Annotated in this window: 26 protein-coding genes; 17 read left to right on the top strand and 9 right to left on the bottom strand. The window is 54.4% G+C overall.

The annotated features are described in order from the left end of the window. Nucleotides 1-72: 72 nt before the first annotated feature. Together MHZ89_RS13710 and MHZ89_RS13705 are read left to right on the top strand one after the other, a co-directional pair. The gene (locus MHZ89_RS13710; protein WP_311783442.1) at nucleotides 73-738 is read left to right on the top strand and encodes an AzlC family ABC transporter permease; all 666 of its coding nucleotides are present in this window, start codon (nucleotides 73-75) and stop codon (nucleotides 736-738) included. Continuing rightward, entirely contained in the window at nucleotides 735-1,058 is a 324-nt protein-coding gene (locus tag MHZ89_RS13705; protein ID WP_311783441.1) for an AzlD domain-containing protein, read from the top strand. The genes MHZ89_RS13710 and MHZ89_RS13705 overlap by 4 nt, the downstream gene beginning before the upstream one ends. Here the strand turns inward: MHZ89_RS13705 and MHZ89_RS13700 are convergent. The 3 genes from MHZ89_RS13700 to MHZ89_RS13690 are packed head-to-tail and all read right to left on the bottom strand — an operon-like array spanning nucleotide 1,040 to nucleotide 3,569. Then, on the bottom strand, nucleotides 1,040-1,585 hold the full coding sequence (locus MHZ89_RS13700) for a GNAT family N-acetyltransferase (RefSeq protein WP_311783440.1): 546 nt from the start codon (nucleotides 1,583-1,585) through the stop codon (nucleotides 1,040-1,042). The two genes, MHZ89_RS13705 and MHZ89_RS13700, sit on opposite strands and share 19 nt — an antisense overlap. 58 nt (nucleotides 1,586-1,643) lie before the next feature. Continuing rightward, the gene (locus MHZ89_RS13695; protein ID WP_311783439.1) at nucleotides 1,644-2,594 is read right to left on the bottom strand and encodes a capsular polysaccharide synthesis protein; all 951 of its coding nucleotides are present in this window, start codon (nucleotides 2,592-2,594) and stop codon (nucleotides 1,644-1,646) included. 21 nt (nucleotides 2,595-2,615) lie between these two features. Then, nucleotides 2,616-3,569 (bottom strand): capsular polysaccharide synthesis protein, encoded by a 954-nt coding sequence (locus MHZ89_RS13690; protein ID WP_311783438.1) that lies wholly within the window; start codon nucleotides 3,567-3,569, stop codon nucleotides 2,616-2,618. 289 nt (nucleotides 3,570-3,858) lie between these two features. Here MHZ89_RS13690 and MHZ89_RS13685 point away from each other — a divergent pair, with 289 nt between their 5' ends. The 9 genes from MHZ89_RS13685 (at nucleotide 3,859) to MHZ89_RS13645 (ending at nucleotide 13,613) form a co-directional block, all read left to right on the top strand. Beyond that, nucleotides 3,859-4,755 carry an alpha/beta hydrolase-fold protein gene (locus MHZ89_RS13685; RefSeq protein ID WP_311783437.1) on the top strand — a complete coding sequence of 299 codons (897 nt, stop codon included), beginning with the start codon at nucleotides 3,859-3,861 and terminating at the stop codon, nucleotides 4,753-4,755. Nucleotides 4,756-4,801: 46 nt separating this feature from the next. Beyond that, nucleotides 4,802-5,494: a DJ-1/PfpI family protein gene (locus tag MHZ89_RS13680; RefSeq protein ID WP_311783436.1), complete on the top strand. Its 693-nt coding sequence runs from the start codon at nucleotides 4,802-4,804 to the stop codon at nucleotides 5,492-5,494. Between the two features lie 459 nt (nucleotides 5,495-5,953). Continuing rightward, nucleotides 5,954-8,665 carry a cation-transporting P-type ATPase gene (locus MHZ89_RS13675; protein ID WP_311783435.1) on the top strand — a complete coding sequence of 904 codons (2,712 nt, stop codon included), beginning with the start codon at nucleotides 5,954-5,956 and terminating at the stop codon, nucleotides 8,663-8,665. Nucleotides 8,666-8,771: 106 nt separating this feature from the next. After that, on the top strand, nucleotides 8,772-9,050 hold the full coding sequence (locus tag MHZ89_RS13670; protein ID WP_311783434.1) for a cupin domain-containing protein: 279 nt from the start codon (nucleotides 8,772-8,774) through the stop codon (nucleotides 9,048-9,050). 300 nt (nucleotides 9,051-9,350) lie between these two features. After that, on the top strand, nucleotides 9,351-10,550 hold the full coding sequence (locus MHZ89_RS13665) for a M20 family metallopeptidase (protein ID WP_311783433.1): 1,200 nt from the start codon (nucleotides 9,351-9,353) through the stop codon (nucleotides 10,548-10,550). A 10-nt stretch (nucleotides 10,551-10,560) separates the two neighbouring features. Then, a complete protein-coding gene (locus tag MHZ89_RS13660) occupies nucleotides 10,561-11,409 on the top strand; it encodes a transporter substrate-binding domain-containing protein (RefSeq protein ID WP_311783432.1) in 849 nt (282 codons plus the stop codon). 6 nt (nucleotides 11,410-11,415) lie between these two features. Continuing rightward, nucleotides 11,416-12,141 carry an ABC transporter permease subunit gene (locus MHZ89_RS13655; RefSeq protein WP_311783431.1) on the top strand — a complete coding sequence of 242 codons (726 nt, stop codon included), beginning with the start codon at nucleotides 11,416-11,418 and terminating at the stop codon, nucleotides 12,139-12,141. A 9-nt stretch (nucleotides 12,142-12,150) separates the two neighbouring features. Further along, nucleotides 12,151-12,837 carry an ABC transporter permease subunit gene (locus MHZ89_RS13650; RefSeq protein WP_311783430.1) on the top strand — a complete coding sequence of 229 codons (687 nt, stop codon included), beginning with the start codon at nucleotides 12,151-12,153 and terminating at the stop codon, nucleotides 12,835-12,837. Further along, nucleotides 12,834-13,613, top strand: a complete 780-nt coding sequence (locus tag MHZ89_RS13645; protein WP_311783429.1) for an ATP-binding cassette domain-containing protein — start codon at nucleotides 12,834-12,836, stop codon at nucleotides 13,611-13,613. The genes MHZ89_RS13650 and MHZ89_RS13645 overlap by 4 nt, the downstream gene beginning before the upstream one ends. A 144-nt stretch (nucleotides 13,614-13,757) precedes the next feature. Here the strand turns inward: MHZ89_RS13645 and MHZ89_RS13640 are convergent, their stop codons facing one another. The 4 genes from MHZ89_RS13640 to MHZ89_RS13625 all read right to left on the bottom strand — a co-directional run bounded on the left by MHZ89_RS13640 (nucleotide 13,758) and on the right by MHZ89_RS13625 (nucleotide 18,219). Further along, nucleotides 13,758-15,788, bottom strand: a complete 2,031-nt coding sequence (locus MHZ89_RS13640; protein WP_311783428.1) for an acyltransferase family protein — start codon at nucleotides 15,786-15,788, stop codon at nucleotides 13,758-13,760. A gap of 304 nt (nucleotides 15,789-16,092) precedes the next feature. Beyond that, complete coding sequence (locus MHZ89_RS13635) at nucleotides 16,093-16,506, bottom strand: ASCH domain-containing protein (protein WP_311783427.1); 414 nt, start codon at nucleotides 16,504-16,506, stop codon at nucleotides 16,093-16,095. 4 nt (nucleotides 16,507-16,510) lie between these two features. Continuing rightward, nucleotides 16,511-17,302, bottom strand: a complete 792-nt coding sequence (locus tag MHZ89_RS13630) for an ABC transporter permease (protein ID WP_311783426.1) — start codon at nucleotides 17,300-17,302, stop codon at nucleotides 16,511-16,513. Then, nucleotides 17,302-18,219, bottom strand: coding sequence for an extracellular solute-binding protein (locus tag MHZ89_RS13625; protein ID WP_311783425.1), 918 nt, complete (start codon nucleotides 18,217-18,219; stop codon nucleotides 17,302-17,304). The genes MHZ89_RS13630 and MHZ89_RS13625 overlap by 1 nt, the downstream gene beginning before the upstream one ends. A gap of 301 nt (nucleotides 18,220-18,520) precedes the next feature. Here MHZ89_RS13625 and MHZ89_RS13620 point away from each other — a divergent pair, with 301 nt between their 5' ends. The 3 genes from MHZ89_RS13620 (at nucleotide 18,521) to MHZ89_RS13610 (ending at nucleotide 21,071) form a co-directional block, all read left to right on the top strand. Next, on the top strand, nucleotides 18,521-19,045 hold the full coding sequence (locus tag MHZ89_RS13620) for a phenolic acid decarboxylase (protein WP_311783424.1): 525 nt from the start codon (nucleotides 18,521-18,523) through the stop codon (nucleotides 19,043-19,045). Between the two features lie 606 nt (nucleotides 19,046-19,651). Beyond that, the gene (locus tag MHZ89_RS13615) at nucleotides 19,652-20,059 is read left to right on the top strand and encodes a DUF2382 domain-containing protein (RefSeq protein ID WP_311783423.1); all 408 of its coding nucleotides are present in this window, start codon (nucleotides 19,652-19,654) and stop codon (nucleotides 20,057-20,059) included. Between the two features lie 25 nt (nucleotides 20,060-20,084). After that, nucleotides 20,085-21,071, top strand: a complete 987-nt coding sequence (locus MHZ89_RS13610; RefSeq protein ID WP_311783422.1) for a YsnF/AvaK domain-containing protein — start codon at nucleotides 20,085-20,087, stop codon at nucleotides 21,069-21,071. A gap of 483 nt (nucleotides 21,072-21,554) precedes the next feature. On the opposite strand, the gene MHZ89_RS13605 is transcribed toward MHZ89_RS13610, so the two are convergent. After that, a complete protein-coding gene (locus MHZ89_RS13605) occupies nucleotides 21,555-22,112 on the bottom strand; it encodes a thioredoxin (RefSeq protein WP_311783421.1) in 558 nt (185 codons plus the stop codon). 291 nt (nucleotides 22,113-22,403) lie between these two features. Here MHZ89_RS13605 and MHZ89_RS13600 point away from each other — a divergent pair, with 291 nt between their 5' ends. From MHZ89_RS13600 to MHZ89_RS13590, 3 genes are all read left to right on the top strand, one after another. Next, nucleotides 22,404-22,673: a hypothetical protein gene (locus MHZ89_RS13600; RefSeq protein WP_311783420.1), complete on the top strand. Its 270-nt coding sequence runs from the start codon at nucleotides 22,404-22,406 to the stop codon at nucleotides 22,671-22,673. A gap of 114 nt (nucleotides 22,674-22,787) precedes the next feature. Then, on the top strand, nucleotides 22,788-23,369 hold the full coding sequence (locus MHZ89_RS13595) for a flavin reductase family protein (protein WP_311783419.1): 582 nt from the start codon (nucleotides 22,788-22,790) through the stop codon (nucleotides 23,367-23,369). Nucleotides 23,370-23,397: 28 nt separating this feature from the next. Then, nucleotides 23,398-24,414 carry an NAD(P)-dependent alcohol dehydrogenase gene (locus MHZ89_RS13590; protein WP_311783418.1) on the top strand — a complete coding sequence of 339 codons (1,017 nt, stop codon included), beginning with the start codon at nucleotides 23,398-23,400 and terminating at the stop codon, nucleotides 24,412-24,414. Between the two features lie 33 nt (nucleotides 24,415-24,447). Here the strand turns inward: MHZ89_RS13590 and gstA are convergent, their stop codons facing one another. Next, nucleotides 24,448-25,050 carry a glutathione transferase GstA gene (gene gstA, locus MHZ89_RS13585; protein ID WP_311783417.1) on the bottom strand — a complete coding sequence of 201 codons (603 nt, stop codon included), beginning with the start codon at nucleotides 25,048-25,050 and terminating at the stop codon, nucleotides 24,448-24,450. Nucleotides 25,051-25,170: the final 120 nt, after the last annotated feature.

Here is a 25,170-nt window from a genome sequence, read left to right as displayed (position 1 = left end):
CGTTCGCATTGTAAAACGATTCTGTAGCGTTCATTATAATGGAAAATTCGTTCGTTATAAGAAGGATTTGTTATGCAGATGCGTCGCATCCCCTTAAGCCGGGAAGTGATTAAAGCCATTATTCTGGTCTGCCTGGCCGATGGCATTGTCGGCTTATCCTACGGCTCGCTGGCCAGCGCTGACGGGTTTCCGCTCTGGGTGCCTGTGGCGCTGTCAACGCTGGTAATGGCGGGCGCTTCGGAATTTCTCTTTATCGGCATTGTGGCGGGGGGCGGCAGTCCCATCACCGCAGCGCTGGCGGGGCTGCTGGTGAATGCGCGCCACCTGCCGTTCGGCATAGCGGTCAAAGATCTGGTGGGGTCAGGCGCGCGCGGTCTGTTCGGCTGCCACATTATGAATGACGAAAGCGTGGTGTTTGGCATTTCTCAGTCAACGCTGGCGCAGCGCCGGGCTGCATTCTGGCTGTGCGGTCTCGGTATTGCATTGATCTGGCCGTTCACGGTTATTACCGGGGCCGCCATCGGTCAGTTTATCCCCGATGTTTCCGCCATCGGCCTTGACGCCGTTTTTCCGGCTATTTTGATTGCGCTGATCTTCCCGGCGCTGCGTCAACGCCGGACGCTGATCCCGGCGACAGGCGGCGCGCTGCTGTCGATAGCGGCAACGCCTTTCGTTCCGGCGGGTATGCCGGTGCTCTTTTCGCTGCTGGGATTACTGACGTGGAGGATGCGCAAATGAGTCATCAGGCGATGATTATTGCGGGTATCGCGCTGCTGGCGTCGGGGACTTATCTGATCCGTCTGGCAGGCGTTAAGCTCGGCAACCGGCTGCCGATCGCCGAACGGACGCAAACCATGCTGTCGGATGCGGCGACGATACTGTTGCTGGCGGTGGCGTCGACCAGCACGCTGTTTGAAGGCCAGCATTTTGCCGGCATGGCGCGCGTGCTGGGCGTCGCTTTTGCTGTTTTTCTCGCCTGGCGTAAGGCGCCGCTTATCGCCGTTATTATCGGCGCGGCCCTGATGACAGCGGCGTTACGCTACTTCGGCGTGCCCTGAGCGGCGCGCCACTCTGCCAGCGTGATTTGGAAGGTCAGGCTGGCGGGCGCATCGGGCACATCATAAACGTGTCCGTTCACCGCAAATCCCGCTTTTTCCAGTACGCGCTGTGAGGCGAGATGGTCTGGCCGCACCGCGGCGTCTATCACTTCTAAACCGCACTCTTCAAAGCCATAACGCACCATGGTGCGCGTAAACTCCGTTGCCAGGCCTTGCCCCCAGGCGTGCGTCGCCAGCCGATAACCCAGATTGTTAACCGGCTTGCCGCCAAATTCACGCAAGCTAAAACCGCCAAAGCCGATAATCTCGTGCGGCGCATGCCGCCGCGTAAGCGCCATATTGCCAAAACCGTGTTGCTGCCAGTGAATTATCCAGCGATCCAGCAGCAGCTGCGCCTCGTCCAGGTTAGCCAGCGGCCCGGCGGGATTAAAGGTATTAGTGGCCGGATCGCCATAAATACGCATCAGCGTATCCCTGTCCTGCACGCTAACCGGGCGCAGGATTAATCGTTCAGAAATTAACTGCATTTTTAATCCCTGTGGCGACGATGACCCGCTGTCATCCGCACATCATCATAGCCTGTTATCACGCGCTGCGTTGCAGGAGCAGTTTGCCCATCACGCTGTCGCGCTCAAGAATATTCAGCCTGCGCGCCAGGGGCAAAAAGCGACGATCGTCGTTGGTGAGTTTAATCAGTCTGGGATGCGTAGCCGGTTCGCGAACGCAAAGTAAAAACAGCGACATCTTCAGGCTGTCCCAGTGGAAAACGTCCTGATAGAAGAAGGCGGAACTTTCGCACTTTTTCAGGTAGCAGCTGAAGCCGGGCTGCTCGCGCATCACAATCTGACAGAGAAAATTGATAATGATATAGCTGCCGCGATTGATACCTTGGCGGATTTGCGCAAAATCGTTGCGCCGGGTGATTTGCGCATAGTACTCATCGATGCCAATCTGCGTAAGCGGCATAATCAGCTCCAGCCAGCGGGTGATAAAAGCATTGCCGGGTGGGGAGGCAAGGAACCAGGCCTCAACCACGGGAAAGGCTTTATCCACCGTGGTGCCGTCGCTGTAATAGCCGACAATATCGTAACCGCTGCGCTGATGCACCCATGAGAAATCCTGATAAACCAGCGTCGAGCTGTCGACCCAGATGCCGCCATACTCTTTCAGCAGGGCGAGGCGGATAACATCGCCTTTATGCGACATGCCGATCTGCGCGTAATCAAAGCGCAGCCACGGCAGAAACTCTTTGACGGATTCACGGTTCAGCAGATGGATCTGGTGGTCAGGGTTCATCTGCGCCATTCTGGCGTGAAACGCCTGGATAAAGTCGGGCGGGGTTATGTCGTCCCAGTACATCCAGATCACTTTCGGAACAGAGGGAGCATCTACGCTGTTCTGGCGGCCAATATCCTTCACGTCGTTTTCGTGCGCCTCTGAATAGGCGAGATCGGGAAAGCGAAAGAGGTGAAGCTTATATAAAACATAAAGCAGAAGAAATTTCGCCGTCCTGAGATGTCGTTTCAGCTTTTCCATTTTTATTACCCTGCTTATGGATTAATGATTCTGCTGTTCCAGCATTAATTTCCCCAGAATGCTTTCCGCATCGAGGATACGCAGTTTACGAGCCAGCGGTAAAAACTGGCGATCGCTGTTGGTCAGCTTAATGAGTTTTGGATGCGTTGTCGGCTGGCGCGTACAGAGTAAAAACAACGACATTTTCAGGCAGTTCCACTTAAAGACGTTCTGATAATAGAAGGCCGAGGTTTCACACTTTCTCAGATAAAGGTTAACGCTTTCCGTTTCACGCATGGCTATCTGACAAAGATAGTTTGTCGTCAAATAGCTGCCGCGCGGAATGCCCTGTTTAATGCGCTCGAAGTCCGGGCGATCTTTAATACGATTGTAATAGTCATCGACGCTGATTTTCGTCAGCGGCATGATCAGCTCCAGCCAGCGGCTGACAAATTCGTTTTCAGGCGGGGCGCACATAAACCAGGTTTCAATCACCGGGAAACGCGCATCCTGCGTATTCGCCTCGCTGTAGTAGCCCACCATATCGTAGCCGCTGCGTTCATGCACCCAGCTAAAGTCCTGATAGACCAGCGTCGAGCAGTCGACCCAGATGCCGCCGTAGCGTTTAAGCAAAGCAAGACGAATAACGTCGCTTTTATGCGCCAGCCCGATACCCTGAAAATCGAAGTGCAGCGCAGGAAGATATTTACTCAGGCTGTGGCGGTCGAGCAGAATTATTTCATGCGCCTGATTTATCGCCTTCATTTTTTTATGGAAGGCCATGATATGGTCAGGCGGGTTAGGCGTGTCCCAGTACATCCAGATTACTTTTGGGATAGTGGCTTTATCGCTGTCATATCTGGTGAGAATATCTAATGCCTCATTCTCATCCCTGTCTGAATAGGCAAGGTCGCTAAATTTGAATATTCCCAGACGAAACAGGGCGTAAAGACATAAAAAGCGCACAACCCTTATCTGGTATTTAAGGCGATCCATTTCACAACCTCTGATTAATGGTCTTGCTGGTGTCGATTGAAAGGAACGTCGGCGCACTCGTACTGACAAACGTCCGGCATCAAAATAAATAAAAGTCTGGTCGAATGCTGAAATTTAACGATCTGTGAAGTCGATTCGCAATCCCCGGCCCGGTAAATCAGAGTTTAGCTATCGGCTCTTATAAGCAGGGATAAAGCAATGTCGCGCGGATTGTTGAGAAAAATTCTCATTAGCATCGCTGATTTGTTAGTATGGCGAATCATTATTAACAGCTCAGGAAGGCGTTTACTTGAATATCCCCTCGAAGTTTTTCTCCGCTGCGCTGCTGGCGATCGGCGTCAGCTTAATCCCGGCGACGCAGGCGAACGGCAGACCCCTGATGGAACCTCTGGGCGACAATATTGCCGATCGCGGCTCGGCGTTTTACCGGTTCAGCATAAAGACCTTTAGCTCTGCCGACGGTCTGCGTCACTATAAAGTGTGGCTCGGCGTGCCAACACAGACGCCGCCGCCGCAAGGCTTTCCGGTGCTGTTTATGCTGGATGGCAACGCGGCGATGGCGCGTCTGAGTGAGGATCGCCTGAAGCAGTTAGCGGGCAACAGGCCGCCAATGCTGGTCGCAGTAGGATATGACACCAGGCTGCCGTTCGACGTACGGGCGCGGGCGCTGGACTACACGCCGCCCGGCGGGCAGCCAGGCGATCCACAGCAGGAACGCTATCCCGGCGGCGGCAGTCATGCTTTTCGCAAGCTGCTGCTGAACCAGATTATCCCCTGGACAGAGAAACAAGGGCCTGGCGATCCGCAGCGACGCGCGCTTTGGGGCCACTCTTATGGCGGCCTGTTCGTACTGGATACGCTTTATCACGGCAGCGGGTTTACCCACTATTTCAGCGCCGCGCCGTCGCTCGGCTGGCGGCATCAGCGCATTGTCGAACTGGCGCAGCAGGTTCCGCCTGGCGCTTTAAGCGGCAAAACCCTCTACCTGATTACAGGCGACGGGCAGAGCGACCGCGGCAAAGAGCGTAACGCTGCGCAGGCTGACGAGGCTCACCGCACGCTTATCGCCACGCTGCAAAAGAGCGGCGTCAGGCTGCATCAAATAGGTTATCCTGGTCAGACGCATGGCGAGCTGCTGCCGTCATCGCTTGAAGCGGCGCTGAATATTATCTCCGGCGCGGAATAAATCGCGCCTCGTTCTTATCACCTGCTCTCTGCTAAGGATCGCTATTATGACAACGCCTCTGCATATCGGTTTACTGCTTTTCCCTGACGTGACGCAGCTTGATCTTACCGGCCCTTTCGAAGTTTTTGCCCGCACGCCTGGCGTGGTCTGTCATCTGGTCTGGAAAGAGATAAAGCCGGTGCGCTCCGATCGCGGCCTGACGCTGTTGCCTGACTGCACGTTTAACGACTGTCCGCCTCTTGATGTGATCTGCGTACCGGGCGGCCCGGGTCAAATCGCGCTGATGTCTGATGAGGAAACGCTGAGCTTTTTGCGGCAGCAGGCACAGCATGCGCAGTTTATTACTTCTGTTTGCACAGGATCGCTTGTACTGGGGGCTGCCGGTTTACTGCGTGGTTATCGCGCGACTTCGCACTGGAGTTCACGCGATCAGCTGGCGCTGTTAGGCGCCGAACCGGTCGATGCGCGCGTCGTGCGCGATCGCAACCGGCTGACCGGCGCGGGCGTCACCTCCGGCATCGATTTTGCCCTGACGCTGGTGGCAGAGATACGCGGAAACGACGTCGCTCAGGCGATTCAGCTACAAATGGAGTACGACCCTGAGCCGCCGTTTCATGCGGGATCGCCGCAGTCAGCCACGCCTGAGCAGCTCACGACTGCCCGTTCGCAGATGGCGGCTTTTATCGCCACCCGACGTCGCGCAACCGAACAGGCGGCACAAAATCTCGCTCAGGATTAGCGAATAAAAGAGGAGGGTCGGGCAGCTGTCTGGCCCTCTTGTAAATAAAACGCTGAGTTTTAAATATGTTTATCTGCCGTTTAAAAGGCAATGCCTGGTTATATACGCAAAATTAATAAGGTTATTTTCGCCATGGCTTTTGCGCCGTTAAAATAAATTCCGAACAAAAATAAAATATCTGGCTCACAAAAAATTATCAACGACGCAATATCTCAATCAGCCTGTGGCGCTGCTAGCTGCAACTAAATCAGTCCTTTGATTTTTAGTATTTTCTAAGGTTATGCTCATCTTGTTTTGAATGAGGCGCAGGTAGCGTGAAAATTAATTCGGCAACAGCGCCACGGAATTAAAACCACAAAAATATGACCTGAATCAGTAACCGCTTATTTAACTTATCGCACTATGCTGGCCCATTAATTTAACTGCGCCCAAATTGCCGGTTTCCTGTATGGAGTGAAAATGAATAACGACCGCAAGACATTGCAAAATGCCGCTGCTAAAGCGCGGCCGTGGTATCAGCATCAAAGCGAAGACGTTTTTGCCGGGCTACAGAGTTCTCCGCAGGGGCTGACCACTGACGAGGCGCAGGCGCGGCTGGCGGCACACGGCCATAACACGCTGCCGCAAAAGAAAACGCAGCCTGCCTGGCTGAAGTTTCTGGCTCACTTCAACGACATGCTGATCTATATTCTGCTCGCCGCGGCGGTAATTACGGCGGTGATGGGTCACTGGGTCGATACCTTTGTCATTCTCGGCGTTGCTGTCATTAATGCTTTTATTGGTTTTATCCAGGAAAGCAACGCCGAGAAGTCATTGAAAGGCATCCAGAATATGCTCTCGAACGATGCCGTGGTAATGCGAAGCGGCGAGATTATGCGGGTGCAGGGCGAGGCAATCGTCCCTGGCGATGTGGTTATGCTGCGGCCCGGCGATCGCATTCCTGCGGATCTCCGGCTGTTTGAGGTGCATAACCTGCGCGTGGAAGAGGCGATTCTGACCGGGGAATCCACCGTGGTGGCGAAAAACAGCGATGCGCTTGAGGGTGAAAAAGCGCTGGGCGATCGCCTGAACCTGGCTTTTTCCGGCACTACCGTCAGCTCGGGCACCGCCTCCGGCGTGGTTATTGCCACCGGCCGCGACACCGAGTTGGGGCACATTAACGATATGATGAGTCATATCGAAACGGCAAAAACGCCGCTACTGCAGCAGATCGATAAGCTGGGCAAAGCGATTTTTGCGGTAATTCTGCTGATGATGGCCGGACTCTTTATCTTCGGCTATCTGCTGCGCGATATTCCGCTGGCCTCGCTGGCACTGTCTGTTATCAGCCTTGCGGTCGCGGCGGTGCCGGAAGGGCTGCCCGCCATCATCTCCATTATCCTTTCGCTGGGCGTGCAGTCGATGGCGCGTAAGCAGGCGATCATTCGCAAGCTACCGACGGTCGAAACCCTGGGCGCCATGTCGGTGATCTGCTCTGATAAAACCGGCACGCTCACCATGAATGAGATGACGGTGAAAGCGGTCGTGCTGGCGGAGAGCCACTGGCGGGTCAGCGGCGACAGCTATGAGCCTGTCGGGGAGATCCTGGCCGAAGCGCCGCACAGCACGCTTTCCGCAGCGCAGCATCCGGTTATGACACGCTTTCTCTCTACGATCGATATCTGCAACGAAAGCCAGACCCAGCAGGATGCGGCGGGACGCTGGCACATCGTCGGCGGGCCGACCGAGGGAGCACTAAAGGTGCTGGCGGCGAAAGGGGGCATGGCGGCGCAGGAACAACGGCTCGTCAGCAAGCTACCCTTCGACTCGCTCTATAAATATATGGCGGTAAGCGGCGAAGCGGACGGGGAGGCCTGGGTGTTGATGACGGGCGCGCCGGACGTGCTGCTGTCGCTCTGCGCGCATCAGCAGACTTTACGCGGCCCCGAGCCGCTGGATCGTTGTTACTGGGATGCCGTCATAACGCGCTACGCCAGCGAAGGGCTGCGCACCGTGGCGGCGGCATGGAAGCGCGTACCAAAAGCGATCGCCTCGCTGGATCACAACGATCTGCGTCAGGACATGGTGCTGCTGGGCCTCGCCTGCATGATGGATCCACCGCGCCCGGAAGCCGTTGCGGCAATTGATGAATGCCAGCAGGCGGGCATCCGCGTCAAGATGATCACTGGCGATCATCAGGAAACCGCGATGGCGATAGGGAAGATGCTGGGCATCAGCAACAGCGATAAAGCCCTGACGGGCCACGATCTGGAGCATATGAATGAGAGCGAGCTTTCCGAGGCGGCGCGCCAGTATGACATTTTCGCGCGTACCAGCCCGGAACATAAGCTGCGCCTGGTGAGGGCGCTGGCCGCCAGCGGCGAAGTGGTCGGCATGACCGGCGATGGCGTGAACGATGCGCCTGCGCTGAAACAGGCCAGCGTCGGCATCGCGATGGGTATTAAAGGGACCGAGGTGACCAAAGAGGCCGCCGATATGATCCTCGCCGATGATAACTTCGCGACTATCGCGGCCGCGGTAAAAGAGGGACGCCGGGTCTACGATAACCTGATCAAAACGATCTTGTTTATTATGCCGACCTGCCTGGCACAGGGACTGCTCATTATTATCGCTATCCTGATGGGGAATTTGCTGCCGCTTACGCCGGTCCAGATCCTGTGGATGAATATGGCGACCTCCGCCACGCTCTCTTTCGGCCTGGCGTTCGAAGCGGCAGAAGCAAATGTTATGCGACGACCACCACGCGACGTTAGCGCGCCGGTAATGGACGGGTATGCCATCTGGCGCATGGTCTTTGTCGGGCTGCTGATTTCCGTTAGCGCTTTTCTTCTCGAAGCCTGGCTGCAAACGCGCGGCTATGAGCCGGAATTTATCCGTACCGTGTTATTACAGACGATGGTAACCGCACAGTGGGTCTATATGCTGAACTGCCGCAGCAACGACAGCTTCTCGCTCGATCGCGGCGTGCTTAAAAACCGCGGCATCTGGCTGGTAAGCGGCGTGCTGGTGGCGTTACAGGCGCTGATTATCTATCTGCCGCTGATGAATACGCTGTTCGGCACGCGTCCGCTGCCGTTTAAATACTGGCTAATCGCCTTTATCGTCGGCGCAGCGATCTTCACCGTCGTCGAAACCGAAAAGCAGCTTACCCGCAGCTGGCGGCGCGGCTGAATGCCGCTGGAAACGCCCTGTCAGCAGGGCGTTTTACCGACTGGCCGGAGCGGGTTACCGCAGTTATGCTTGTTTCAGCGCACTTTCACTACTTTAGGGTGATCTTATGCAAGAACAGATATTTCGTGACCAGCTTAAAGCGGAGGGCTTTAGCGAGCTGGTCATCGTGACGCGCGAACCACACGGCGTGCTGGAACGTCACTGCCATCCGTTTGAAGCCAAAGCGCTGGTGCTTGACGGCGAACTGACCATCCATACTGACGCTGGCGAGCAGCGTTATCAGCGGGGCGATGTCTTTCATCTTGCGCTGAATCAGCCCCATTCGGAGATTTTTGGCGCACAAGGCGTGCGTTATCTGGTAGGCCGCAAACCGGTCATTCTCTGAAGCTACACTGCTGTCGCGCTGTGCCATTGCCTGAAAATCAGCGGCTTTGTGCAGTAACAACATCAGGCATTGTGATGACCAGTGAGGGATTATTAATAATCTTTCTGATGCGCTGCATTCACATTCAGATTTGCCGCTGTTTGATTTAATTGATTGAAAATTAATGCTTTTCTGTAAAAAGTCGCGCGTTGCTTTCTGCTTTCTGCTGTGAATAAATAAAGCCAGCAAACACAACAACATAGCCAGCGGCCCGATCCGCTGCGCCCACAGCCCGCCAAAAGGGCACTCCGCAGGCGAATCATGACTGATAAAAAAGCAATGCTGGCCAGGGAAATTAGCGCCAGAGCGGCAGAGATTGAGCCGCAACTGATCGCCATACGGCGCGATATTCATGCCCATCCAGAGCTCGGCTTCGACACGGTGCGTACCGCTGACATCGTTGCGGCCTGGCTACGCGAGTATGGATTAGCGCCGCAAACGGGTATCGGCCGAACCGGCGTCATGGCCGATATTATCGGTGCGCAGCCGGGTAAAACGCTGCTGTTGCGTGCCGATATGGATGCGCTGCCGATCCAGGAGCAGACCGGCCTGCCTTTCAGCAGCACTATCCCAGGCAAAATGCACGCCTGCGGACACGATCTGCATACCGCGACGCTGCTTGGCGTCGCCGCCATCCTGCCGCGTTACCGCCAGCAGTTAGCAGGCAGGGTGCGGCTGATCTTCCAGCCAGCGGAGGAAACGCCGGAAAGCGGCGCGGAAGCGATGATCGCCGACGGCGCTGCCGAGGGCGTCGACTGGGCCGTCACGTTGCATAACAAGCCGGAGCTGATGGCCGGGGAAGTGGCCCTGACGCGCGGCGGCAGTACCGCGTCGAGCGACGAGTTCGACGTGCGTGTGTATGGCATCTCTACCCATGCCGCGCGGCCCCATATGGGCGTCGATCCTATCGTTGCTACGGCGTATCTGATTGGCCAGCTGCAAACGCTGATCTCGCGCGAACGCGATCCGGCTCACTCCGCTGTGCTGACTATCGGCCATATTCAGGGCGGCACCACCCATAACATTATTCCTGACAGCTGCCTGCTTCAGGGCACCATCCGCACCAAATCGCCACAGGTACGCGCCGATATGGAGGCCTCCTTCCGACGCGTATGTGAAGGGGTCGCGCTGGCGATGAACGTGCGCATTGAGGTTGACTATCTGCGCGGCGTGCCGCCGCTGATGAATGACGATCGACTGATTGATGCGCTGGAAAGCATCCTTTCCCATCAGTTTGGCAAACCCGTTGTCGCGAAACCGAGCGACAGCTTCGGCGCGGAAGACTTTTCACTCTTTACCGCGCGCGCGCCGGGCTGCCAGATCCATATCGGTTCCGCCACGCCGGGCCGCAACGATCATCTGCATAACTCCGACTATCAGCCGGATGAGCGCAGCATTGCCGTCGGTACGCAGGCGCTGGTGCGCCTGGCCGTCGATCTGCTTACTAACAATAACAACTGAGGATCTCACTATGATGATGCGCAAAGGTCTGTTCACGGCCACGCTGGCACTGGGTTTACTGGCTGCGCCGGCGCTCAGCCAGGCAAAAGATTTCGGCACCCTGAAGTTTGCCACCGAAGGCAGCTATCCTCCGTTTAACCAGACCACGCCGAACGGCAAGATCGTCGGCTATGAACCTGACATCGTGGCTGAGCTGGCGAAGCGCGTCGGCTTTAAATATGAAATCAGCGCCCAGAAGTGGTCAGGCTTAATCCCAGGCCTTATCGACGGCAAATATGACGCCGTTATCGACGCGGTGACGGTCACGCCGAAACGCGCCGAAGCCATCGACTTTACGCAGCAATACACCGTCAGCATCTCCAGCTTTGTTACTTCCAAAAGCTCGCCTCTGGCGACCCTGCCCGGCAGCGGCGTCGTGGTGAAGGCTGATGACGCGGCGGGAATGCAGAAAGCGATCGATGAACTGAAAACCACGTTTAAAGGCAAGACCATTGCGGTGCAGGTCGCCACTATTCAGGCGGATTTCCTGCAGAAGTATCTGGGCGACGTCGCCACTATTCGCACTTACCAGGCGGGGCCAGAAACCTTTGCCGACCTGATGAATGGCCGCGTAGACGCGGTAATGGCGTCACGTACCAACCTCAACGCCTTTGTGAAGAAGCATACGGATGCCATCAGCAGCAGCGGCTATGGTTTTAGCGGCGGTCTGCTGGGTGCGGGATCGGCAATTGGTCTGCGCAAAGGTAACGCTGAGCTGAAGGGGGCGCTGGATGAAGCGCTCTCCGCGATGATTAAAGATGGCACGCTGAGCAAGCTCTCCGTGAAGTGGTTCGGCGAAGACGTCGCGCCGAAAGCCTGATAGCCCATGTTTATGCAAATTGACTGGCAGCTGATTGGCTTCGGCGACGAGGGGTGGGGCGGCGTGCTGTTGAGCGCCGCCACGGTGACGGTGACCGTTTCACTCTGCGCCTGGCTACTGGGCGCGGTACTGGGCAGCCTGCTGTGCTGGATGCAGATTGCCGGTTCGCGCTGGCAGCAGCGTCTTGCGGCGGGCTATATCACGGTGTTTCGCGGCGTACCTGAGTTGCTGGTGATCTACCTGTTTTACTTCGGCGGTCGCCAGGTCATCTCCTCGGTCGGTACGGCGCTGGGCATGCAGGGGCCTTTCGATATCAACGGCTTTATCGCCGGCGCTATCGCCATAGGCCTGATCTCTGGTGCCTATCAGAGCAGCGTATTTCGCGGCGCGTTTTACGCTATTCCAGGCGGCACGCTGGTAGCGGCGACGGTGACGGGCATGGGGCGGCTAATGCTGTTCCGCCGCATGATCGTGCCGCAGGCGCTGCGCACCGCGCTGCCGGGTATGGGCAATCAGTGGCAGTCGGTGATCAAGGAGTCGGCGCTGGTTTCAGTGACCGGGCTGGTAGAAACCATGAACCAGATCACCACGGCCGCCAACTCCACGCAGATGTCTTTTTTCTTCTACAGCGTCGGCGCCGTGATCTATCTGATTATTACAACCTGTTCCGACTGGGTCTTCCGCGCCGTCGAGAAGTTTGCGATGCGCGGCCAGCAGCGCGCCAACGTGTAAGGAAAGCCAATGGATATCCCTTTTTTGCAGGAAACCCTGCTTGCGCTGCTCAAAGGCTTGCCGCTGACCATTAACCTGGCGGTGCTGTCGCTGCTTGGCGGTGGCCTGCTGGCGCTGGGGCTGAACCTGCTGCGTCAGACGCGCGTCGGCAGCTATTTCGCCCGGCTTTACGTCTGGCAGTTTCGCGGCACGCCGCTGCTGATTCAGATTTTTATGATTTATTACGGGCTGGGCAGCCTGTCGGCGGTGCGGGAAAGCGTGCTGTGGCCGTTGCTGCGCGATCCTTACTGGTGCGGGTTGCTGGCCCTTATCCTTAACGATGCGGCCTATACCTCGGAGATCCTGCGTGGCGGGCTGAATGCGGTCAGTCGCCAGTCGCTGGAAGCGGCCAGAGTATGCGGCATGCCTTCGCATAAGGTATTTACCCGCATTACGCTGCCCATTGCCATTCGTCAGGCGCTGCCCGCTTACAGTAATGAAATCATCTCTATGCTTAAATCCACCTCGCTGGTCAGCACCATCAGCCTGATGGAGATGACCGGCATCGCCGACTCTATTGTCTCCTCTACCTTTCGCGCGCTGGAAGTCTTCCTCAGCGCTGCGGCGATCTATCTGCTGCTCAGCATGCTGGTGAGCAAAGGCGTCTCGGTGCTGGAGCGACGCCTCTCCCCCTATTATTTTGGAGCACGTTCATGACCCAACCAACCATCATGCTGAGCCATCTCAGAAAAAGCTATGCGGGACATGAAGTGCTGCACGACATCAGCCTGACGGCACAGGATGGCGATGTTATCTCTCTGATCGGCGCCAGCGGCTCGGGCAAAAGCACGCTGCTGCGCTGTATTCCTTTTCTTGAGGTGCCACAGGCGGGCGTTATCGCCGTGGGCGAGAACAGCGTAACGCTGGATAATCCCGACGAAAAACTTAATCGCGCGCAGCGCCAGCGTATCAAGCTGATGCGCATGCAGCTCGGCTTTGTGTTTCAGAGCTTTAACCTCTGGCCGCATAAGACGGTGATGCAGAACATTGTTGAAGCGCCGGTGCATGTACAGAAGCTAAACCTGAAAGAGGCGACGGAAGAGGCGGAGACGCTGCTGCACAAGGTAGGGCTTTATGCGAAACGCGACGCCTGGCCATCGCAGCTGTCGGGCGGCCAGCAGCAGCGTGTGGCGATTGCGCGCGCGCTGGCGCAGCAGCCGAAGGCAATTCTGTTTGATGAGCCAACCTCGGCGCTCGATCCGGAGCTGGTGGGTGAAGTGCTGCGCGTGATCCGCGGGCTGGCGGAGGAGGGCCGCACCATGATTATCGTGACCCATGAAATGGGCTTTGCGCGCGACGTATCGAACAAAGCGGTATTTCTGCATCAGGGAATGATTGAAGAAGAGGGCGCGCCAGAGCAGGTTTTCCTTGATCCCATTTCGCCGCGCTGCCGCGCCTTTGTTAACAGCCATTTCCAGCGTAATGCAGGTTAACAGACCTAAAGGCTAATCAATATCTTGCGATGGAAAGTCAGAAGCCATAATTTTTAAAATTAAGGCTTCTGACAGGCCGCTGTCTGAAAGCAGCGGCAATAATAATTTGTTTTTCAGAACTTGCTCACCTGACGCAGCCTGAGCTTAATGATTAAACGGGTTTCCGTATCTCTGTAAATATATGTCTCCAAAACGATATGAAGCGTAATCTGTCAGATGTCCTACATCACGATATAAAGGTATGCCGTCAATCTGACTGATACACTGGCCATTCGGGCACTGAATAGCCTTAGGATCAATAATCATTAAAGAGGGGTATTCTTTTTTTAGTTGAGTAAATAGCGACGCTATATATGGCTCCTCATCAGGCAGCGCTCTTGGTTCATTACACGTTTCGCGAACAAAATCTGCACGTTTCACTGCCTGGCGGCTGATGCATTCCTGATACCCGGACGGCATAGGATAAATAGTCTTGATGAAGACAGGACGTGCGCCAGAGGCAATAATGATATCAAGTGCTTCTCTCACAGCCTGATTCATCCTCGATTTAGACAAGGCCTCCGAGCGGTTATCATTGATATTATTAATCAGGTAAGGGCCATTGGCGTACTGTTCCCATATCTCGCCTATTATTACATAGTTATAATGATTTTGTTTAATCAGCTGGAAATAATGCTGAGTCCGATCGTGACATTCTGAGTAAGGCTGATTTTTATAAATCCACCAGTCAAATTGCCAGATTCCAGGAAGCGTAAGGCATGATGAAGCGCTTAAAGCGCTTACCCTGATATTTGCCGCTTTGGCTAATACGTCAAAGAAACCCCAAAAATGATTGGAGTTTGAATCACCAATCATCAGTGCGGTGCGTGCGCTTTGAGTATTACCCAGCTGACAACTACCTGGGTCATTACTATTATTGAGGCAACTCTCTCTGCGACCGGCTTTAGCCAGGTATTGGTCAAGAACATGTTGCTGACGGGCGTAACTTGCGCCAAGGCGTGCAGGAAAGCCTCCATGTTTCACGGCAAGAGTGTAGAGTCCGTTAAAAATTAATAAAGGAACCAGGAACAAAATTAAAAACGTCCATTTGAAGGATAAACGTTTCTTTCTGAGTGGAGCCTCAATAAGATAATAGCTGCCAGCTGAAAGAGCGATAATGCCTGTTAACGAGAGAATCAGAGAATAACCAGCAAGGTTAATACCAAGATAGCGACAAAATGCAAAAACGGGCCAGTGCCACAGATAAAGAGAGTAGGATAAACGACCGATCAGAACGAGCGGATATAACCCCAGCAGCCCCGATATGATTTTCTCCTGGTAATTGCCTGAAAAAAGCAGCACAGCAGAAGCCAGCACAACGGCCAGTGTCCAGAAGCCAGGGTAACTGTTAAGAACGCCCTTCTGAAGGGCGATGAGCAGAAGCGTAATAAGTGAAAGACCACCGAGCACAGACAAAATGCAAGGACGCGCAGAGGAAATGAGTCTGCTAAGAAGGAAAACCGAACCTCCAGCAGTAAATTCGAAAGCCCTCGTCGTGAGAAAATAATAGACTCCGCCGAGTGATTTATGACTAATGACCATAGATAAGCCACTCAAAATAACAGTGACAGCTAACCAGGTTAAGGTTGTATAAAGCCCCTTTTTTTGCGGGCCTTCCACCACCCAATGACTACGCTTCGCCAGGTAAAAGCTGGTTAACAGAACCGGTGGAAGGAAAAGGTACCACTGCCATTCTACCGATAAAGACCATGTATGAAGCAGCGGGAAATATTGGCTTTCTGGGGAGGAGTAAGCAACAGACTGCTTTGCGAAGTACTGATTTGAGAGAAAAAGGCTGGTGTATTTTGCGCTTTTAAGAAAATTAAGATAATCAGGAACGACATATAAAATTGATGCAGCAAGAAGTGTCGCTATTGATACCAGAATCAGAGCTGGCTGGATACGCCACATGCGGCTAACAAAAAAGCGGCTCAATGAAAAGCGCTTTTCTTGTATCTGCGTAAGAATAATGCCGCTAATCAGGTAACCCGATATGACGAAAAAAATATCTACGCCAATAAACCCTGAGTTCAACCAGTCTGGATTTGCATGAAAGACAATAACAAAAATAACAGCGACGGCGCGTAACCCATCGATATCAAGACGATAACGAGAGTTGGTCTGGCTTGCGTTCATAAAAGCTCAAGTCATAGTTTATAAAAAGTAAAGGCGGATTATATTTGAATCCAGCACTGATGCCACTCTTTATTGCCTGAGCTTTAAGTTAGCGAGCCAGCTCTTCATAGTAGTATTAAGATGCAAGTTCTTTATTGGCCCTTCGCCCGGTTAACAATAGAAGCGCAGTCTGGCAGACAGATTTACCGTTTGCGATGTGAAAGTTACCAACTTAATCCAGTTACTGTAATGTCGGCAACTTTGCAAAATCACACTACTCTGCTGACTCTGGCCTGTCGAAAAAGGCTCACTGTTATCGCCCGGGCTACACCACCTCGATCAGCTGAAAAGTTTCAAACACCAGCTCCATCTCTTGATGAAAGGTTCCTTCACTTTGGAAAAAGCGCTGATGCTCGCGACGCCAGCTTTCCAGGCTGAGATCGTCTTCGCCTTCCAGCATCGCCATTTCCGGCGTCAAGCGGTCAAAGCGAGTTAAGAACAGGCCCGTTGTGCGGATGACGCAGCGCGGCTGACCCGCGCCATCCAGCACAATGCTGTAGCCGCCAGGCTGCGGCTTCGCCTCGTCCTCACTCCACGACTGCAGCGAGCCACAGCTCGCCACTTTTTTACCGGCAATCACCAGCGTAACCAGACGATCGGCCAGTTCGGCTGAGTCGCCGAACGCCCATACGTGCGCCTCAGGATATTTATCGGTTAACTGCTCCAGCGAAACGGACATCAGATCACTCCCGATCGGGTGCGCGCGGCTGCCTGTCGCGCGCGTAGCGACGTACAAGCGCAAAGCAGGCCAGCGGCAAAGGTAAGGTAAACAACAACAGCAGCCACAGCAGCACGTACACCGCATCGACGCCATCATTCTGCAAATTGTTGTAGAGCTTAACCGGAATGCCCTGCGGGAAATAGGCAAAGATCATCACAATGCCGAATTCGCCGATAGCCCGAACCCAGGCCAGCGCTACCGCCGAGGCCAGGCCTGGCGCGGCGAGGGGCAGAGAAAGCCGAAGAAAACGCTGCCACGGTGACGCGCCCAGCGTGCGGCCCGCTTCCAGAATAGCAACAGGTACGGCGGCAAAAGCGGATCGCGCCGCCGTAATAAAGTAGGGCAGTGCGCCATACCACTGCGCCAGCACAAAGGCGGCAGGATTATTGACCAGCGCGATGCCCAGCCGCGCCAGCAGCGAGCCGGCCGGCCCGTATGGGCCATAAGCGCGAACCAGAAGAATGCCCATCGCCAGCGGCGGCGTCAGCAGCGGGATCAGCACCAGAAGTTCTACCACCGCCCGCGCTTTACCTCGCGCCTGCGACAGCCACCAGGCGACGGGCAGGCCGCTCACGATAATCAGCAGCAGGGCAATAAGTCCCAGCCCGGTCGACGTCGCGATAGCGTCGCCGTCGCCCCAGGCCAGATGGAAATTCCGCCAGTGCGTAATGGCAATCAGCGTCAGAAAAGGCACTGCCAGCATCAGCAGTGCTGGCAGCGATAACCATAACGCGGTAGAAGGAGAGCGCTTCATTACGGGTAAATCGCATCACCTTTAGGCGCGGCGTAGCCATTCTGCTGGAAAAGCGCCTGTCCCGATTTGCTCAGCATAAAATCCACAAAGGCTTTACCCGCTGCTTCCCCGTGAGGCGCGTTTTTCAGCACCGCCGCATAGTAAACCAGCGGCTGAGTATGCAGCGTTTTCTCCTCACCTTTGCTGTCTTTAAGGGTAAAGCTCACGGTGTCGTACCATTTTTTGGCCTGCGCCGGATTGCTCAGATTGATTTCGTCCGGCAGCGCGACATAAGGCAGATGCGCAGAGATCACTTCGCTTTCGTAACCCGCTGCGGCGTCTACCTGACCGCTCTCCAGCCGCGCCAGCAGGCCGCCTTCCAGATGCGTTTGCGCTGGATTCTGTACGCCACCCATAATTTTGTCGGCAGCGCCCGGCTTGTGGTAATACTTCTCCGCCAGCAGCAGGGTGAAGACGATATTCTGACCTTTAGGATCGTTGACCGGATCGGTGCGGCCGAACTTCAGGCCCGGCGTCGCCAGCACTTCAAGCCAGCCTGCATCGTTCGCTTTCGCCGCGGCGGCAAATTTTTGCGCATACGGGCCTTTCGGACTGTAGGCGATCACCATACTGGTGCTGGCGACCGGCACCGCGTTATCGATCAGGCCTGCGTCCTTCAGGATCTGCATTGGCCCTGGCGTGATTGAGACAAAGACGTCGGCGGTGATTTTTTTGCTCGCCAGCAGGCGCGCCATGCCGTAGGCGCCCTGGCCTTGTCCCTGATAGCTGCCGTGGTTCGCTTTGGCGAACGCCGGGCCTAAGCTCTCATCCATCACCTTACCCATAGAGCCTGCGTAGGTAACGCGGATATCAGTCGCCATCGCCGAGGCGCTGCAAATAGCGCCGCTAACCAGCGCTAAAAGCACTAACTTTTTCATTTGGTTACTCGTTATAAAGAAAAATAGATAACGATTATGGTAAGCCTGCCGCTGTCAGGCAAGCATCTGCTGTGCGGAAAGAAGGAAAAGAGAGAGGCTCTGAGGAAAAAGCCGCGCTGCGTTGAAGGAAGGTTTAGCCTTTTTGCCTTTCTGAGTTCGCCCTGACGTTCATGCAAGTGGTGAATAGCTGATCCTCATCAATAATAAGTGAGCCGGTTAAAGATTAGCATCCACTGCTTCACGAAAACGCAGCTCTGCGCGCCGGGCCAGCGTTCTTCTTACTGCTAACATGAGGTAAGCCATGTCTATTGCTTCGATTAACGAGTCATCCCGCGATCTTTCGCAGTTTGTCGGGACGCATTTTGTCTATACCTACGATAACGGCTGGAAATATGAGTGGTATGCACGCAATGAAACAACCTGCGATTACCGCATCCATAAGGGCCTGGTAGGCGGGCGCTGGGTAACGCATCAGAAGATGAATGCCGTACAGTTTGCGCCTGGCATCTTTAAGGTTGACTGGCATGAACCAACCGGCACCTGCGTCAGCCTGCTCTTTGATTTAAACCGCAAGCTGCTACACGGCACGATTTTCTTTCCGCAGTGGATTGCCGGTGAGGGCCAGCACCCTGAAAAGACCATCTGCTATCAAAATGAATTTATAGAGGATATGCATCGCTTCAGAGATGAAGGGCCTGCCTATCCCTACGTCATCATTCCTGAGTTTGCAGAAGTAACCTATATGAAAAATGAAGGCCCGGACAATGACAGCGTAATTGACCGCGCGCCAGGACAATTGCCAGAGAGTTTTTTTGACGATAAATAATTAATCCGCTCTGCCGCAATGCGCCATATACAGCGCCCCGGCGGCAGGGCGCTCTGCTTTTCATTAAGCTAAGTTGTCCTGCTAAACAAAAGACCTCCACCGCAACCTGTTCCACATTTTACTCATGGATTTTAGCCTTTTTCTGGACGGTTAATATCAGCCAGTAATTATTAAAGTCATTCGATCAAGGCTAATTTCTGGTTACAGACGTAATTACTAACGCGCTGACATATTTTTACATATTCTTTATGCTGATTATTTTTCTCTATATATAAAGTTATTGTAAATCATCAGGTTGGGTGGGTTGTTTGGGTGGCGTAGCTAAATTAAAAATTTTATGTGGTAGGAATTTTCCTGAATTAGCACCGCGCGTCAGGAGGGCTTAATCAGGCAATAAGTCGTTGGCTGGGCTGAATAATTTATCATTCGCAATATTTTTGCTTTTATATCCCCTGGTTCGGATTTTTAATTATTCTAGTTTTTTTTGCCGTCTGGCTTGCAACGGCTGGGTTTTGATTCACACTTAAATTTCTTTAGTTGTAAATGCTTTTGATTTGATTATATCAGGGTGTTTATTTCAACCGGGCATTTCATTAAGGGTCAAATATGGCTTCTTCTTCAAACAAAGACAAACATCCACATGCAAAAGAGGAAGTTTTGCATCTGGCTGAAGAAAAGCTGACCGTATCGCGGGAAGAGGTTCTGGATAGCTATGTCACTGTTAAACGCCAGACTTCTACCCATCACGAGCCAGTAAGTCTGATGTTACGCCGGGAAAATGTTGAGGTCACGCATGTGCCGAAAAACGAGCGCATTGCGTCTATGCCGGATATCAGGGAAGAAGATGGCGTCCTTATCGTTCCAGTGGTGGAAGAAGAGGTTGAAGTGATTCGCAGGCTGGTTTTGAAAGAGGAGTTGCATATCCGGCGAACGCAGGAAGAGGTTCCCTGGGAGGAGACCGTTTCATTACGTAAACAGCATGTCGAAATTGACCGGAAAAAAGACGACACCTAAAGCCATCATCACGCAGGAGGAAATCATGGCACACGAAAAGATCGTAACGATGTTCAGTACCCTGGCACAGGCAGAAGGCGCAAAGCGTAGCCTGATTAAAGCGGGTTTTGCAGAGCACGATATTGATGTGATTTCTGGCGAACGTCTGAAATCGGAAGGACACGAGGCCCGTCATCCTGGCTTCTGGCAGCGTCTGTTCGGCAACTCAGTAGATGAAGAGCAAAGCGGCGTGTATGAAGATGCGATGAACTCAGGCAGCGTGGTACTGACGCTGCGCGCCAATGAAGATCAGCTGCCGCGTGCCTACAGCGTGCTCGATGCGCATGATACCGGTGAACTGCCGCCAGGAAATGGACTGGGGCAGGATGACGGTTACACCGTTTCAGCCGCGCAGACTACTTCGGGTGTAAACAGCGGTGTGACTGAGCCGGTTCGTACCTCTCTGACCGGCGATGAAAGTGAAGAAGAAGTGCTGCGCCTTGCCGAGGAGCGTCTGGAAGTCGGTAAGCGTCTGGTCAGCGAAGGGACCACGCGCGTGCGCCGCTATACCGTTACCGATCAGGTATCGGAAGACATTTCTCTGCAGGAACAGCATGCCGATATTTTCCGCCGTTCAACAGGCAATCTGGCTGCAACGGGTGACGTTGACTGGGAAGAGAAAACCATTGAAGTGGCGGAAACGCATGAGCAGCCGGTAATAAACAAAACGGCGCATATCAAAGAAGAAGTGGTGGTTCGCAAAGATCAGAGCGAGCGCGTTGAAAACATCACTGATTCTGTCCGCCGCCAGGAAGTGGATATCGACCACGCGGATAACACGCTCGCAGCAGACGCGCCTTTAACAGGCGGCACCACTGCGAAAACCGCTGGTACCACCGGCGCTCTGAACCCAACTACGGGTACCACTGGCGCTCTGAACGAAACCGATGCTGATGGTCGCATCGTCGAAAGAAGCGGTGTGGCAGGGGTTGAGGACAAGGATAAAGTCGATCCGCTGCTGAAACGTCCGTAACGTGCGCTTATTCAGCCTGCCGGGAGACCGGCAGGCCTGAATTAGAACAGCTGCAGCGGGGAAGTCGACGCATTTGCCCTGGTGTTGGCTCGCTGTCGACCTCCCCGTCTGCACATATCAATTTATCGGCATCGCAGCTAGTTTCAGTAGTTTATTATATTGCCAGATGTAACCGAAACCTGTCGCGCGCTTCGTTGTTTATTTAACCTGCGTAATTGCCTGATCGAACAACCATTTCAGTGGGCAGGCGAAACGGTATAACAGCGAATTTTTACTCTCTGACGCGTTTTGTCCAAAAGGCGTCTGAAAGAAGCAGTGATGTAGCGATATGTTAAGTTTTTCAGCGGTGATATGAGGAGGTAAAAGATGTCAGAACGTCCCGATACAGAACCCTTACCGGACGATGTAGAAATACCTGCTTACGAAGATAACGACACCGATCAAACCTTTAATTTGCCTGCGGAATAAGCAGGTGAAACCCCATCATGCCATTAAGCGTTTAGCCCACTCGCTAACCTCATCACCGCTGCCCATATCAGGCTGAATAAGCCCGTTAATCATAAAACCAGGCGAGACGTGCACGCCGTTTTGTCGCGCATATTTACAGTGCCATTTAATCTCATTTTGCAGTTCTGCTCGGTCGAAAGGCGCGCGAGCGTCAATGCCGCTGTACTGCTTTAAGCGCTCAACAATCTCTTCAGGCGTGGTTTGCATATTCGGCCCGCGGCAGTGGTCAGTAAATTCAAACTCTTCACGGTGATCGGCCACCGCTTTCAGCACCGCTCTGGCAGCTTGTTTCCCTTGCGGCAGCGTCGAAGCGGCCAGAATATATCGCACAATTACGCCTGAATAGAGATGCCACGGCTGCGAATGCAGACGAATTTTTAGCGTCATTTCATTTTCGCCAACGTATTCAAGCAGCACATCAAGCTTATTAAACGCGCGGACGGAAAACGGGCAGGTAGGCTCCAGAAAAACTTCGAAAACGCGCGGTCCATCTCCCCAGATCAGCGGATCGGCATGCAAACGTTCTGTACTCATCATGACTCCTGTTCCCTCTCGAATAATGGCTTCTGCGAAAGCTGGTCACTCACTTTCGGCTGGCGCGACGCCGGTGCTAAAGCAGTGGGCCAGACCGCGGTTTACCACGAAATCCTCTTCATTTCTGAAAACGCTTTCACTGTGATAATCCCACTATGTAAAAGTCGCCGAAAGCCCGGCGATACGACTATAGTTAATGCCAGATTAACATTAACTCATCCGCAGACGTTTTGTCTGCGCAGTAAAAGTTATAACAGCTCCCGAGCCGGAAAGGGCTAGAAGAGGTTGATTTTGCTTACTAATCTTTCCTGGAAGATAATCCACGATGTCATAAACAAGACTATCGAAGAGATGCTGGACGAGCAGCAAACGCTGAACGTACTCTCGCTGCGCGCGCGGCTGAGAGAGCTGGCAGAAAGCGAAACGGACGAAATTATGGTGTTGTGTTACTGGCAGGCCAGCAAAGTCCTGATGCGGCTGCCCCCCACAGTGACGGCCGATCAGCTGATGACCGCAGCGCGCCACGCTTTTCGCACGCCGTTGAACCACGATCTCTTATAAAAATGGCCCGGCACGCAGCGGTAAACCTCAAATAGCGAAAACGCGTAAAGTAAAACGTTTACAGCAATTTATGATGTGCAAAGCAGTGTGCGTCAATTTCAGTAAGGAATCGATATGTCGCATTTCCAACCGGTGGCGCTTCAGCACGCCAGCCGCCTGCTTAACCATGGTCCTACCATTCTGATTACCAGCCAGCATCCGCAAACGCAACGCCGCAATGTGATGGCCGCCGCCTGGTCTACACCGGTAGAGTTCACTCCGCCGCGCGTGGCTATTGTGGTGGATAAAGCAACCTGGTCGCGCGAGCTGATCGAGTCGAGCGGTGCATTTGGCGTCTGCGTCCCGGCTGCTGCCTTTGCCGATCTGACCTATGCGGTCGGCAATACCTCAGGACGCGATCACGATAAATTCGCCGCCTATAACATTCAGGCCATCAATGGCCCCGAGCTGGGCGTGCCGCTGCTGGAAGAGAGCTGCGTCGCCTGGCTGGAGTGCCGGCTGCTGCCGGCAACAGAAGCGCAGCAAAACTACGACACGCTGTTCGGCGAAGTTGTCGCGGCGGCGGCTGACAGCCGCGTCTTTTATGAGGGGCGCTGGCATTTCAGCGCCGAAAACCGCGCGCTGCACACTCTGCATCATCTTGGCGGCGGGCAGTTCGTGACGGTCGCGGACAGCTTTAGCGCCAAAATGCCCTGAGCGCATTCACTATATCAGCGAGGAAAGCATGAAATTTAAAAGTTACGCAGTGATGAAGGCTGGAGAAGCGCTTCAACCTTATGAGTACGATCCCGGCCCGCTGGCGGCGGAAGATGTCGAAGTTGAAGTCGATTACTGCGGCGTGTGCCACTCCGATCTGTCCATGATCGATAACGAGTGGGGCGGCTCGACCTATCCGCTGATCGCAGGCCATGAGGTGATTGGCCGCGTGGTCGCGCTGGGCGACAGCGCCAAAAATAAAGGGTTGAACATTGGCCAGCGCGTGGGCATCGGCTGGACGGCCAAGAGCTGTCAGCACTGCGACGCCTGCATCAACGGCGAGCAGGTAAACTGCGTAAACAACAAAGTCTCTACCATCAACAATCATGGCGGTTTCGCCAGTCATCTACGCGCTAACTGGCAATGGGCGATCCCGCTGCCGGAAAACCTGGATCCCGCCACCGCAGGCCCGCTGCTGTGCGGCGGCATCACCGTCTTTAAACCGCTGCTGATGCACAACATTACCGCTACCAGCCGTGTTGGCGTAATCGGCATTGGCGGACTCGGCCATATGGCGATTAAACTGCTGCGCGCGCTCGGCGCGGAAGTGACGGCGTTCAGCTCGTCGCCCGCTAAAACCGAAACCATTAAGCAGATGGGTGCGGATTACGTCGTTAACAGCCGCGATCCGGAAGCGCTGAAAAAGCTGGCGGGCCAGTTTGACCTGATTATCAGCACCGTCGCGGTCGATCTCGACTGGCAGCCCTATTTCCAGGCGCTGGCGGCGAAAGGCAAGTTCCATACCGTCGGCGCAGTGATGAAGCCGTTTGAGGTGCCTGCGTTTACGCTTATCACGGGCGATCGCGCGGTTACTGGCTCATCTACCGGCTCGCCGGGTCAGCTGCGTTCGCTGCTTCGTCTGGCGTCGCGCGCAGATATCGCGCCAACCGTGGAATACTTCCCGATGTCGAAAATCAACGACGCGCTCGATCACCTGCGCGCCGGTAAGGCGCACTATCGCATCGTGCTGAAAGCGGATTTCTGATTGAAGAGCGCGCCCGTCGGGCGCGCTGTTTTATTACAGCAGACCTTCCGACTTCATGGCGGCGATCACAGACGGGCGCTGCGCATGGGTCGCAGCAAAACGTTGCAGCGCCGGCCAGCGATCCAGGCTGAAGTCAACCACGCGGAACCAGCTCAGCACGTTGAAGAGATACGCATCGGCAATGGTGAAATGGTTAGCGTAAAGGAAGCTGTTATCGCCCAGCGCTTCCGCCAGCCAGTCAAGGCGTTTGGTCAGCGTGGCGGTTGCCGCCGCCTTCCACTCTGGCGTTATGGCCGGATTAAAGAAAGCGCCGATACCCTTGTGCAGTTCGGTTGAAATAAAGTTCATCCACTCCAGCACCGCATAGCGCGCTTCGCCGCTTGCCGCCAGCAAATTACTTTCCGGCTTCAGGTCTGCCAGGTACTGCGCGATTACGGCGCCTTCGGTCAGTACGTGACCATTATCCAGCTGCAGCGCCGGCACATAGCCCTTGCTGTTGATCGCCAGAAAATCTTCGCCTTCTGCGGTACGTTTGGTTTTCAAATCCACCGCGACGGAGGTATGCGGCAAACCGGCTTCGTGCAGAATGATATGGGTAGTCAGCGAACAGGCGCCCGCTTTGTAGAAAAGTTTCATCTTGTTGTAATCCCTGTTTTGTTTTTTTGCCGCCGCAGTCTACGGCAGCGCAGGCCGCTCGCGCCATTGCCTTTTGTGCTAATGCCGGAAATTCACCGATTTTGCATCGCGCGGCGGCGC

It is taken from the genome of Pantoea sp. ACRSB (assembly GCF_022346905.1).
Lineage (GTDB): Bacteria > Pseudomonadota > Gammaproteobacteria > Enterobacterales > Enterobacteriaceae > Pantoea > Pantoea piersonii.
Note: the sequence above shows the minus strand (reverse complement) of the source record. Positions and strands in the feature narration are given on the sequence as shown.